Genomic DNA, 11,176 nt, shown 5'->3' with positions numbered 1-11,176 from the left:
ACTGCCTTTTAGCTTTAGAGAGAGCCGCCGGCGCGGCCGACGGCAAATGGACATGGCCTTTTAGCCGCCGCGTTGCACCCTGTCCAGAAACACGGAATTGGGCCAATTTGCGGGGCTTGCCGGTCATCTCGTTGCCGGCCTGCCGGTCATCTCGGCGCCACCGCTGAAACGCAAACCGCCGGCGCTAGGCCGGCGGTTCGAACGCAACAATACAGAACTCGATTACATAGGCTGGAGGTGATGCGCGGGAATCATGGCCAAACTCCGGCCACTGCCGAAGCCTACATGGCGCCGGCTTCATCCTCGAAACCATCGTCTCCGCCTTCGGAACCACCATTCTCGAGGAACTTTTCCGCAATCAGCCCGGCATTCTGCCGTAGTGCCAATTCGATTTCGCGCGCCGTATCGGGATTGTCGCGCAGGAACAGTTTTGCATTCTCGCGACCCTGGCCGAGACGCTGCGAATTGTAGGAGAACCAGGCGCCCGACTTTTCGACCACGCCAGCCTTGACGCCGAGGTCAACCAGCTCGCCGGTCTTGGACACGCCCTCGCCATACATGATATCGAACTCGACCACCTTGAAGGGCGGCGCCAGCTTGTTCTTGACCACCTTGACGCGGGTCTGGTTGCCGACGACCTCGTCGCGGTCCTTGACCGAGCCGATGCGGCGAATGTCGAGGCGCACCGAAGCGTAGAATTTCAGCGCGTTGCCGCCGGTCGTGGTCTCGGGCGAACCGAACATGACGCCGATCTTCATGCGGATCTGGTTGATGAAGATGACCATGGTGTTGGAGCGCGAGATCGAGGCGGTCAGCTTGCGCAGCGCCTGGCTCATCAGGCGGGCCTGCAGGCCGGGCAGCGAATCGCCCATCTCGCCTTCGATTTCGGCGCGCGGCGTCAGCGCCGCGACCGAATCGACCACCAGCACGTCGATGGCGCCGGAACGCACCAGCGTGTCGCAGATCTCCAGCGCCTGCTCGCCGGTATCGGGCTGCGAGATCAAGAGGTTTTCGAGATCGACGCCGAGCTTGCGGGCATAGACCGGGTCGAGCGCGTGCTCGGCATCGACGAAGGCGCAGATGCCGCCCTTCTTCTGGGCCTCCGCCACAGTGTGCAGCGCCAGCGTCGTCTTGCCCGAGCTTTCCGGCCCGTAGATCTCGATGATGCGGCCGCGCGGCAGGCCGCCGACGCCGAGCGCGATGTCGAGGCCAAGCGAACCGGTCGGCACCGTTTCGATCTCGACGACCTGCTCGTTTGCGCCGAGCCGCATGATCGAGCCCTTGCCGAAGGCACGCTCGATTTGCGACAGCGCCGCATCCAGAGCCTTTGATTTGTCCACCGTTTTGTCCTCTACAAGCCGCAAAGAATTCTGAGCCATGATACATCACCCCTTGGTCGTCAATGAAGGCCGGACAATCCGTAATCCCTATCAATTTGTACCTTTTTTGTTCTCGATTGGCAAGGGGATACAACCGATTGAAAAACCAACAATATCCGGATCTGTTCTTTTTTTGTTTCGTGTTTTCACCCAGGATGCATCCCGGCTTCACCCGCAGGATTCTGCAAAGGCATCTTCCGAATCGCGCCTCCGGTTGCCGGGTTCCGCCGGACAAAATAGTCTCCACCCGGCAGCAGCAAGGTCATCTCACTGGGCATGATGAAGTCGCCGACGATCCTGGCAGTAGGCGGCGCCTATATCGAGCGGCGCGGCCAGGTTTCGGGCGCCTTCGTGCCGGCGGCGTCGAACCCCGGCACGATGCGCGAGGAAGTCGGCGGCGCCGTCTTCAATGCGCTGCGCCGCGCCGTGCGCCGCGGCGTCTCCGGCTCGCTGCTTTCGGTACGGGGCGGCGATGTTCTGGCCGATACGCTTTCACGCGCCATTGCTGCAGCCGGCATTGCCGATCTTTCCGTGGTGTTCCTCGATCGCACGACGCCGAGCAACACAGTGCTGATCGACGGCGACGGCGCGCTGATCGCCGGCCTCGCCGACATGGCGCTCTCGACCTGGCGCTTGTCAAGCAGATCCGCCGTGCCAAGGTGCGCGAGGCAATCAGCACCGCTGATGCAGTCCTTTGCGACGCAAACCTGCCGTCGGCGGCGCTCGAGCGGCTGGTAGCGCTTGCCGCCGGCAAGCCGGTGTTTGCACTTGCCGTTTCGCCCAGCAAGGCGGCGCGGCTGACGCTGGTGCTTGAGTTTCTGGCGATGGCCTTCATGAACCGGCACGACGCCAGCGCGCTTACCGGCGCCGACGTCGATGCCGACGAGCGTGGCATTGTCGACGGCCTAAGACGCGCCGGCCTGAAAAGCGGCGTGGTCACCGCTGGTGACGGTCCGGTGCTGGGTTTCGACGCGGCCGGCGCCTTCTCGATCCTGCCACCGAAAAAAGTCACGGTCGGCGCCGCCGATGCGCTGGCGGGCGCGACGATGGCCGCCCTGCTGCGCGGCCTGACGCTGGGCGCAGCGCTGCGCGAAGGCGTTGGCGCAGCAATGCTCGCCGTCGAGAGCGCCACCTTCACGAGCGCTATCTTTGCCGAGGCGCTGGCATTCGTGCCCGAGGCGCGCGACCTGGCATGAAATCCTGGATGTTGGCGCCGCCCCTCAACCCACTGCCGGGACCTTCTCCCCGTGAAGGACGGGGAGAAGGGGCTTGGCCGCGACGCCGGCGACCCCTCTCCCCGTCCTTCACGGGGAGGGGCAGCGCCGACCTGAAACGATTATCTTAAACTGAGCGGCTAGCGGACACAGCTATTTGCCGGCCCGCAGCCCCGCTTCATAGGCCCGCCGCGCCCAGACCGCCATCTCATCCGGATCGTCGAAGGCGCTGTCGGGAACGCTCCAATACGGCATCGACACCAGCTTGCCGTGCCGCGACCCCGTATAGGTCCATTGCCGGCAGCCGGCCGCCTCGAATTCGGGCGCGCTTTCGGCATCGGCTTTCAGCATCAATTCGCCACGCACCACGATGGCGACGATCACGCCGTCGAAATAGATGCCCTTGCCGCCGAACATCTTGCGAATGCTGACCGGTCCGAGGCCTTCGAAAAGTTCGGCAATGCGTTCATTGTCCATGCCGCAATCATGTCACCCGGATTTGCCCTTGTCATCGCCGCAGCCGGCACCATCCTGACAAGTTGAAAGCCAATTTCGTCGGAGTTTTTCATGCCGCTTCTGCTCAAAGGGTCCTGCCGGTGCAATGCCGTCCGCTTCGAGGTGGAAAGCCACACGCCGGTGCCGTTCATGCTGTGCTACTGCTCGATCTGCCGCAAGCAGCAGGGCGGCGGTGGCTTTGCCATCAATCTCGGTGCCGATTTCGAGACGCTGAAAATCAAGGGCAAGCGCCATCTTGGCGTCTACCAGGCCGAGATCGAGGACGACGAGCATCCGCAATGCGAGATCTCGTCAGGCGAGCGGAATTTCTGCAAAAAATGTGGTTCGGCACTGTGGCTCTATGACCGGACCTGGCCGGAACTGGTCCACCCCTTCGCCTCGGCGATCGACACAGACCTGCCGAAACCGCCTGAAAAGGTGCACCTCATGCTGAAATACAAGGCGAACTGGGTCGAGCCCGAAATCGGCAAGGACGACAAGGTCTTCGACGTCTATCCCGAGGAATCGATCGCAGACTGGCACAAACGAACGGGAATGTGGGTGGATTAGCATTTCTTCGCCCCGTTTACGGCAGGGCAATCGCACGTGGGTAAGTGCCCCTCACCCGGATTGCCAACCGAATTGCGAAGGGCAATTCGGGGCAATCCGACCTCTCCCCGAGGGGAGAGGAGGTCGCCAGCGGTGATGCCAACCTCTTCTCCCCGGCGGGGAGAAGGTGGCCCGAAGGGCCGGATGAGGGGGACAACAGGGAGAAGGGAAATCAGGCCGACGCGCGCGCCTCGGCCAAGGCCCTCAAATCGGCCGGCTTGAGCTCCACCGATTCGCCGCAGCCGCAGGCCGAGCTCTGGTTCGGGTTGCGGAAGGTGAAGCCGGTGCGCAGCGTCGTCTGCTCGAAATCCATCTCGGTGCCGAACAGGAAAAGCGCCGCCTCAGGCGCGACATAGACATGGGCGCCGTCGCGCTCGATATGATCGTCCTTGGTGTTGGGCTCGGTCACCAGGTCGACCGTATATTCCATGCCGGCGCAGCCGCCCTTCTTGATGCCAAGGCGAATGCCATGCGCATTCTCACGGGTCGCGACGATCTCGCGCACCCGGTCGGCAGCCTTTTCGGTCATCGTGATGACGGCGAAGCGTCCCATTCTTTTTCTCCGCGTTCACGCAGGTTCAAGGCCTGCGGAATGAGTCTTCACCTAAAATGGTGAAGTTTTCTGCCTGGCGCAAGTGCGCCTCAATACCAACCCACCGCGACCTGCGCCTCTTCCGACATGCGGTCGGGCGACCAGGGCGGATCGAAGGTCATGTTGACCTCGACGCCGGAAACGCCTTCGACGGCGCCGACGGCATTCTCCACCCAGCCGGGCATTTCGCCGGCCACCGGGCAGCCCGGCGCGGTCAGCGTCATGTCGATCTTGACCGAGCGGTCGTCCTCGATGTCGATCTTGTAGATCAGGCCGAGTTCATAGATGTCGGCCGGGATTTCCGGGTCGTAGACCGTCTTCAGCGCCGAAACGATGTCGTCGGTCAGCCGTGCCAGTTCGTCGGCGGGAATGGCCGAGGCGGAAACCACCTCATTGGCTGCCGTTTCCGAAGTGGTCTCAGCGGTGTGGCCTGCATCATCCATGATCGTCATCCGAAGAACTTTCGCGCTTTTTCGAGCGCATCGGCCAAAGCGTCGACTTCGGCCCTGGTGTTATACATGCCGAACGATGCCCTGCATGTGGAGGTTACGCCAAAACGTTTCAACAGCGGCTGGGCGCAATGGGTGCCGGCACGCACGGCGACGCCTTGCCTGTCGATCACCATCGACACGTCGTGGGCATGAATGCCTTGCAGCTCGAAGGAGATGATGGCGCCCTTGTCAGGCGCATCGCCGAAGATGCGCAGCGAATTGATGGCGCGCAGCCGCTGATGGGCATAATCCCTGAGATCGGCCTCGTGGGCGGCGATGCGCTCGCGGCCGATCTTTTCCATATATTCGAGCGCCGCACCCAGCCCGATCGCCTGGACGATCGGCGGCGTGCCTGCCTCGAAACGGTGCGGCGGATCGTTGTAGGTGACGATGTCTTGCGTCACCTCCTCAATCATCTCGCCGCCGCCCATGAACGGGCGCATGCGCTCCAGCATGTCCTTCTTGCCATAGAGCACGCCGATGCCCGAGGGCCCATAAACCTTGTGGCCGGTGAAGACGAAGAAATCGCAGTCGAGGTCCTGCACGTCGATCGGCATGTGCACGGCGCTCTGGCTGCCGTCGACCAGCACCGGAATGCCGCGCGCATGCGCGATGCGGACGATCTCCTTGATCGGCGTCACCGTGCCCAGCGCATTCGACATGTGCGTGATGGCGACCAGTTTTGTGCGGTCGGTCAGCCGCTTCTCGAACTCCTCGATGTGGAAGATGCCGAGATCGTCGACCGGCACCCAGACCAGCTTCGCGCCCTGCCGCTCGCGGATGAAATGCCACGGCACGATGTTGGAATGGTGCTCCATGATCGACAGGACGATCTCGTCGCCCTCGCCGATATTCGGCATGCCGAAGCCATAAGCGACGGTGTTGATCGCCGCGGTCGTGTTCGAGGTGAAGACGATGTTGTCGGTATCAGGCGCGTTCAGAAATCTCTGCACTATCTTGCGCGCGTTCTCAAAGGCGTCGGTCGAGGCATTCGACAGGAAATGCAAGCCGCGATGGACGTTGGCATATTCCTGGGCGTAGGCGTGCTGGATGGCGTCGAGCACGACCTGCGGCTTCTGCGCCGAGGCGCCATTGTCGAGATAGACCAGCGGTTTGCCGTAGACTTCCCGCGACAGGATCGGAAAGTCGCGGCGGATCGCCTCGACGTCATAGGGGATGTTTTCGACTTTCTGGTCCATCACCAATTCATCGCCTCATTCTGTCGCCCACCCCTCATCCGACCGAGCTTCGCTCGGCCACCTTCTCCCACAAGGGGAGAAGGAAGATCGCCTAACCTTCTCCCCTTGTGGGAGAAGGTGGATTGGCGCGCAGCGCCAAGACGGATGAGGGGTGTTCGCCGAAGCGAACCCAATCGCCTCACCCGTGCGCCGCGAACCAGCCGTCGAGCCTCGTTTCCAGCGCCTCGACGATCGCCTCGTCGTCGAGTTCCTCGATTACCTCGGCGACGAACGCCTTGACCAGCAGGCCACGGGCCGACTTCTCGTCGATGCCGCGCGCCATCAGGTAGAACAAGTGGCTATGATCGATCTCGGTGACGGTGGCGCCGTGGCCGCAAACGACGTCGTCGGCGAAGATTTCGAGCTCAGGCTTGGTCGAGAACTCGCCGTCATCCGACAGGAGCAGCGTGTTGCAGGCCATCTTGGCGTTGGTCTTCTGCGCGTATTGGTGGACGTTGATGCGCCCCTGGAAGACGCCGCGCGCTCTTCCCGTCACCACGTTGCGGATCACTTCCGTCGAAGCCGTATGCGGCACCGCATGGTCGAGCACCATGGTCACGTCGGTATGGGTGTCACCGGCCAGCAGGTTGATGCCGCGCAGCGTGAAATCGGCACCTTCGCCGGTCGTTCTGACCACGATCTCCTGGCGCACCAGCTTGCCGCCGGCGTTCATCACGAACAGCGTCAGCTTCGCATTCTTGCCGAGATGTGCCTTGAACTGGGCAAGATGCGTCGCTGTATCCGACTGCTCCTGCACGATCAGCCAGGTCACCTCGGCGCCCTCGTCAAGCAGAAGCTGGCTGACCGAACTGACGAGTGCGGCGCCCTCGCCCGCCTGGCGCTCGACGATCACGGCCTTGGCGCCGGCGCCGACGCGGACGCTGAGGCGGACATGCGTCTGGCCGCCGGCCTGCAGGTTCTGCAGTTCGATCGGCTTGTCCAGTTCGGTGCCGTCGGCAATGTCGACAAAATAGCCGTCGGCAACGAAAGCGGTGTTCAGCGCGCCGATGGCATCGTCGGCGCCATAGAGGTCGAGGCCCGGTGCGATGCTGCCGTCGGTCAGCTTCTCCGACAGGCGCTGCACGGCGATGCCCTCGATTTCAGGCATTTTCGCACTCGACACGCCGTTGAGCACCGGCAGGACAGCGGATCCTTCGACGACAGGCGCAATGGCTTTTGGGGCGGCTGCGGGATCGAAATCCGGAACCGAAGTCAACAGGCGGCGCAGGTCGGTGTAGTGCCAGGATTCGATGCGCCGCGTCGGCAGACCGCTCTTGATCGCCTCGATGGCGTCGTCGCGCTTCAGCATCACCGTGCCGTCGCCGGGCAGCAACGACAGCCGGTCGCTGAAGGCGTCGATCAGCGCCGTTTCGGCCGGCGTTCGCTGGGGTGTCGTATGTATATTCATCGGTCTCGCCTTGTTTGGCTTGCCTTCTTGGCCTTCTGGCATCTCACGCAGCTTGGCCGATCACGCCGGCATAGCCGTTGGCCTCGAGGTCGAGCGCCAGCGACTTGTCGCCCGACTTGACCACCTGGCCCCTGTACAGCACGTGCACACTATCCGGCACGATGTACTGAAGCAGGCGCTGGTAGTGGGTGATGATGACGATGGCGCGGTCCGGCGCGCGCAACGCGTTGACGCCTTCCGAAACGATCTTCAGCGCATCGATGTCGAGACCTGAGTCTGTCTCGTCGAGCACGCACAGCTTTGGCTCCAGAAGCTTCATCTGCAGGATCTCGGCGCGCTTCTTCTCGCCGCCGGAAAAGCCGACATTGAGCGGCCGCTTCAGCATCGCCATGTCCATGTCGAGCAAGGCGGCGGCATCCTTCACGCGCTTCAGGAATTCCGGGATCTTCAGCGGCTCCTCGCCGCGCGCCTTGCGCTGCTCGTTCATCGCCACTTTCAGAAATTCCATCGTCGCCACACCGGGTATCTCCATCGGATACTGGAAGGCGAGAAAAATGCCTGATGTGGCGCGCTCGGCCGGATCCATTTCGAGGATCGACCGGCCGTTGTAGAGGATGTCGCCTTCGGTCACCTCATAATCCTCGCGCCCGGCGAGGATGTAGGACAGCGTCGATTTTCCCGAGCCGTTCGGCCCCATGATGGCGGCGACCTCGCCGGCTTTCACCATCAGGTTCAGGCCGCGGATGATCTCGGTGCCGTCATCGACGATGCGTGCATGCAAATTTCTGATTTCAAGCATTTTTCTTTTCCTGAAAATTTTCGGTCCGGTCAGCCGACCGAGCCCTCGAGGCTGATCCCAATCAGCTTCTGCGCCTCGACCGCGAATTCCATCGGCAGTTGCTGGATGACGTCCTTGACGAAGCCGTTGACGATCAGCGCGATCGCCTCTTCTTCGGGAATGCCGCGCTGCATGACGTAGAATTTCTGGTCCTCGGAAATCTTCGACGTCGTCGCCTCATGCTCGAACTGCGCGGTTGCGTTCTTGGCTTCCATGTAGGGCACGGTGTGGGCGCCGCACTGGTCGCCGATCAGCAGCGAGTCGCAGTTGGTGAAATTGCGGGCGTTGGTCGCCTTGCGGTGCGCCGAGACCTGGCCGCGATAGGTGTTCTGCGAGAAGCCGGCGGCGATGCCCTTGGAGATGATGCGGCTCGACGTGTTCTTGCCGAGATGGATCATCTTGGTGCCGCTGTCGACCTGCTGGTAGCCGTTCGACACGGCGATCGAATAGAACTCGCCGCTGGAATCGTCGCCGCGCAGGATGCAGCTCGGATATTTCCAGGTGATCGCCGAGCCGGTCTCGACCTGCGTCCATGAAATCTTCGAACGGTGGCCGCGGCAGTCGCCGCGCTTGGTGACGAAATTGTAGATGCCGCCCTTGCCTTCGGCGTCGCCGGGGTACCAGTTCTGCACCGTCGAGTATTTGATCTCGGCATCGTCGAGCGCGATCAGTTCGACAACCGCAGCGTGAAGCTGGTTCTCGTCGCGCTGCGGCGCCGTGCAGCCTTCGAGATAGGAGACGTAGGCCCCTTCCTCGGCGATGATCAGCGTGCGCTCGAACTGGCCGGTGTTCTTCTCGTTCATGCGGAAATAGGTCGACAGTTCCATCGGGCAGCGCACGCCCTTGGGCACGAAGACGAAAGAACCGTCGGTGAACACCGCCGAATTCAGCGTGGCGTAGAAATTGTCCGAAGTCGGAACGACCGAGCCGAGATACTTCTTCACCAGATCCGGGTGCTCGCGGATGGCTTCCGAGATCGAGCAGAAGATGACGCCGGACTGCGCCAGCTCCTTCTTGAAGGTGGTGACGACGGACACGGAATCGAACACGGCGTCGACGGCGACGCGGCCCGACTTGTAGACATTGTCGCTGGCTTCCTCGAGTTCCGACGCGTCGGTCTTCTGCACACCGGCGAGGATCTCCTGTTCCCTCAGCGGGATGCCGAGCTTTTCATAGACCCTCAACAGTTCGGGGTCGACGTCGCTCAGCGATGTCGGTCCTGGCGTGCTCTTGGGCGCCGCATAATAGTAGAGGTCCTGGAAATCGATCTTTGGATAGTGGACGCGCGCCCATTTCGGCTCGTCCAGGGTCACCCAGCGCCGATACGCTTCCAGACGCCATTCCAGCATCCAGGACGGCTCGTCCTTCTTCGCCGAAATGAAGCGGATAATGTCTTCACTCAGGCCCTTTGGGGCCTTGTCCATCGCGATTTCGGTCTGGAATCCGTATTTGTATTGGTCGACGTCGATCTTTCGAACCCGATCGATCGTGTCCTGCACAGCAGGCATCAGCGTTCTCCATCCACGCCGGGGTCAAGGCCCGGCAGTTTTCAAACTATGGCACCGCGAAACCAGTACCCGCGAGGCACCCGAGGCGGCGTAAGTTCCATATAGTGCGTCCCTGCCGGGAATTCACCCGGCCACTATGAAACGCACGGCTCTACCAGGCCAAAAAGCCTGCGTTTGTTTGCCGCGCTCAGGCGGCTTCTTCCCTGCCTGCGCGGCGTGAGGCAATGCCGGCCAGCGCAGTGCGGAACAGTTCGATGTCGTGCGCGCTCGTTGCGTGGCCGATGGACACGCGCAAAGCGCCAAGGCTGTCATTGTATCCCATGGCTTTCAGCACATGGCTCGGGCCGACCTTGCCCGACGAACAGGCGGAACCGGCCGACAGCGCCACGCCGGCGAGGTCGAAGGCGATCTGCGCCGTCTCGGCCTTGATGCCCGCAATAGCGAAGAATGTCGTGTTGGCAAGCCTCGGCGCGCCGGTTCCGAAGATCTCCGCATCCGGCACCAGCGTTTTCACGATCGCCTCGATCTCGTCGCGGCGGCTGCCGACGGCGTCGATGCGCTTCAATCCGATCAGGGCCTCGCGCGCCGCTGCGCCAAAGCCGACAATCGCGGCCAGGTTTTCGGTGCCGCCGCGATGACCCTTTTCCTGGCCGCCGCCGGCGATCAACGGCCTTGGCATCATCAGATCCGCGGCGGCGACGATGGCGCCAACGCCCATGGGGCCGCCGATCTTGTGCGAAGACAGAATCAAGTAATCGGCATAACCCGCTGACATATCGAGCGGAATGCGACCGGCTGCCTGCACGGCGTCGACGACCAGGATGCCGCCTGCCGCCTTGACGATTTCGGCGATGCGCCCGACCGGCTGGATGACGCCGGTCTCGTTGTTGGCGGCATGGATCGCCACCAGCGGCAGGCCGTCCGCCTTGTCATGACGGCCAAGTGCCGCCGCCAGCGCGTCCAGCCTGACAATGCCGTCGGCGTCGACGCCGATGCGTGTTACCCGGGCTGCCGGAAAGCGCCCGCCGTTCAGCACACAAGGATGATCGGCTTCGCAGACATAGAGCCGGCTCATGCGGACAGTGCCGCGCCCCATCTGCCAATCCGGCGTCAGCAGCGTCGAGGCGGCTTCCGTCGCACCGGAGGTGAACACGACATGCTCGGCGCCGGCGTTGACCAGCAGCGCCACATCGCGCCTTGCATTCTCGATCAGCCGCCGTGCGGCACGACCTTCGGCATGGACCGACGACGGGTTGGCGGCAGTATCGAGCGCGGCAATCATTGCCGCGGGGGGCCCGGGCCCCCCCCGGCCAGACGCACCCGGGAGGGCGGCACCGGCGCCCACGCCCCCAAAAAAACACGGGAATAAAGCCCCGGCAGAAAGCCCCGGGACGAGTAAAACGC

General features: G+C 62.7%; 10 protein-coding genes and 1 pseudogene. 2 read left to right on the top strand and 9 right to left on the bottom strand.

Features of this window, described 5'->3' with window-relative positions; translation table 11 throughout:
• Nucleotides 1–281: 281 nt before the first annotated feature.
• Nucleotides 282–1,379, bottom strand: coding sequence for a recombinase RecA (recA, locus tag AC0L2R_RS01365; RefSeq protein WP_023798282.1), 1,098 nt, complete (start codon nt 1,377–1,379; stop codon nt 282–284).
• A gap of 276 nt (nt 1,380–1,655) precedes the next feature.
• On the opposite strand from recA, the pseudogene AC0L2R_RS01360 reads away from it, so the two are divergent.
• Nucleotides 1,656–2,575, top strand: a pseudogene (locus AC0L2R_RS01360) (carbohydrate kinase family protein).
• Between the two features lie 171 nt (nt 2,576–2,746).
• On the opposite strand, the gene AC0L2R_RS01355 reads toward AC0L2R_RS01360, so the two are convergent.
• The gene (locus AC0L2R_RS01355) at nt 2,747–3,070 is read right to left on the bottom strand and encodes a TfoX/Sxy family protein (protein ID WP_077371584.1); all 324 of its coding nucleotides are present in this window, start codon (nt 3,068–3,070) and stop codon (nt 2,747–2,749) included.
• A 90-nt stretch (nt 3,071–3,160) separates the two neighbouring features.
• On the opposite strand from AC0L2R_RS01355, the gene AC0L2R_RS01350 reads away from it, so the two are divergent.
• Nucleotides 3,161–3,658, top strand: coding sequence for a GFA family protein (locus AC0L2R_RS01350; RefSeq protein ID WP_091591419.1), 498 nt, complete (start codon nt 3,161–3,163; stop codon nt 3,656–3,658).
• A 211-nt stretch (nt 3,659–3,869) separates the two neighbouring features.
• On the opposite strand, the gene sufA is transcribed toward AC0L2R_RS01350, so the two are convergent.
• The 7 genes from sufA to AC0L2R_RS01315 form a co-directional block, all read right to left on the bottom strand.
• Entirely contained in the window at nt 3,870–4,250 is a 381-nt protein-coding gene (gene sufA, locus AC0L2R_RS01345) for a Fe-S cluster assembly scaffold SufA (protein WP_473507482.1), read from the bottom strand.
• 89 nt (nt 4,251–4,339) lie between these two features.
• On the bottom strand, nt 4,340–4,732 hold the full coding sequence (locus AC0L2R_RS01340; protein ID WP_128168441.1) for an SUF system Fe-S cluster assembly protein: 393 nt from the start codon (nt 4,730–4,732) through the stop codon (nt 4,340–4,342).
• 5 nt (nt 4,733–4,737) lie between these two features.
• Nucleotides 4,738–5,979: a cysteine desulfurase gene (locus tag AC0L2R_RS01335; RefSeq protein WP_473507481.1), complete on the bottom strand. Its 1,242-nt coding sequence runs from the start codon at nt 5,977–5,979 to the stop codon at nt 4,738–4,740.
• 178 nt (nt 5,980–6,157) lie between these two features.
• Nucleotides 6,158–7,426 (bottom strand): Fe-S cluster assembly protein SufD, encoded by a 1,269-nt coding sequence (gene sufD / locus AC0L2R_RS01330; protein ID WP_473507480.1) that lies wholly within the window; start codon nt 7,424–7,426, stop codon nt 6,158–6,160.
• 43 nt (nt 7,427–7,469) lie between these two features.
• Entirely contained in the window at nt 7,470–8,225 is a 756-nt protein-coding gene (sufC, locus tag AC0L2R_RS01325; RefSeq protein WP_473507479.1) for a Fe-S cluster assembly ATPase SufC, read from the bottom strand.
• A 29-nt stretch (nt 8,226–8,254) separates the two neighbouring features.
• Nucleotides 8,255–9,772, bottom strand: coding sequence for a Fe-S cluster assembly protein SufB (gene sufB / locus AC0L2R_RS01320; RefSeq protein WP_473507478.1), 1,518 nt, complete (start codon nt 9,770–9,772; stop codon nt 8,255–8,257).
• Nucleotides 9,773–9,959: 187 nt separating this feature from the next.
• Complete coding sequence (locus AC0L2R_RS01315) at nt 9,960–11,117, bottom strand: cysteine desulfurase family protein (protein WP_473507477.1); 1,158 nt, start codon at nt 11,115–11,117, stop codon at nt 9,960–9,962.
• Nucleotides 11,118–11,176: the final 59 nt, after the last annotated feature.

It is taken from the genome of Mesorhizobium sp. WSM4820 (genome assembly GCF_055811075.1).
Note: the sequence above shows the minus strand (reverse complement) of the source record. Positions and strands in the feature narration are given on the sequence as shown.

Bases quoted from the DNA above. Each gene is read 5' to 3' on its own strand.
- recA (WP_023798282.1), bottom strand. From the start codon at position 1,379: ATGGCTCAGAATTCTTTGCGGCTTGTAGAGGACAAAACGGTGGACAAA.
- AC0L2R_RS01355 (WP_077371584.1), bottom strand. From the start codon at position 3,070: ATGGACAATGAACGCATTGCCGAACTTTTCGAAGGCCTCGGACCGGTC.
- AC0L2R_RS01350 (WP_091591419.1), top strand. From the start codon at position 3,161: ATGCCGCTTCTGCTCAAAGGGTCCTGCCGGTGCAATGCCGTCCGCTTC.
- sufA (WP_473507482.1), bottom strand. From the start codon at position 4,250: ATGGGACGCTTCGCCGTCATCACGATGACCGAAAAGGCTGCCGACCGG.
- AC0L2R_RS01340 (WP_128168441.1), bottom strand. From the start codon at position 4,732: ATGGATGATGCAGGCCACACCGCTGAGACCACTTCGGAAACGGCAGCC.
- AC0L2R_RS01335 (WP_473507481.1), bottom strand. From the start codon at position 5,979: ATGGACCAGAAAGTCGAAAACATCCCCTATGACGTCGAGGCGATCCGC.
- sufD (WP_473507480.1), bottom strand. From the start codon at position 7,426: ATGAATATACATACGACACCCCAGCGAACGCCGGCCGAAACGGCGCTG.
- sufC (WP_473507479.1), bottom strand. From the start codon at position 8,225: ATGCTTGAAATCAGAAATTTGCATGCACGCATCGTCGATGACGGCACC.
- sufB (WP_473507478.1), bottom strand. From the start codon at position 9,772: ATGCCTGCTGTGCAGGACACGATCGATCGGGTTCGAAAGATCGACGTC.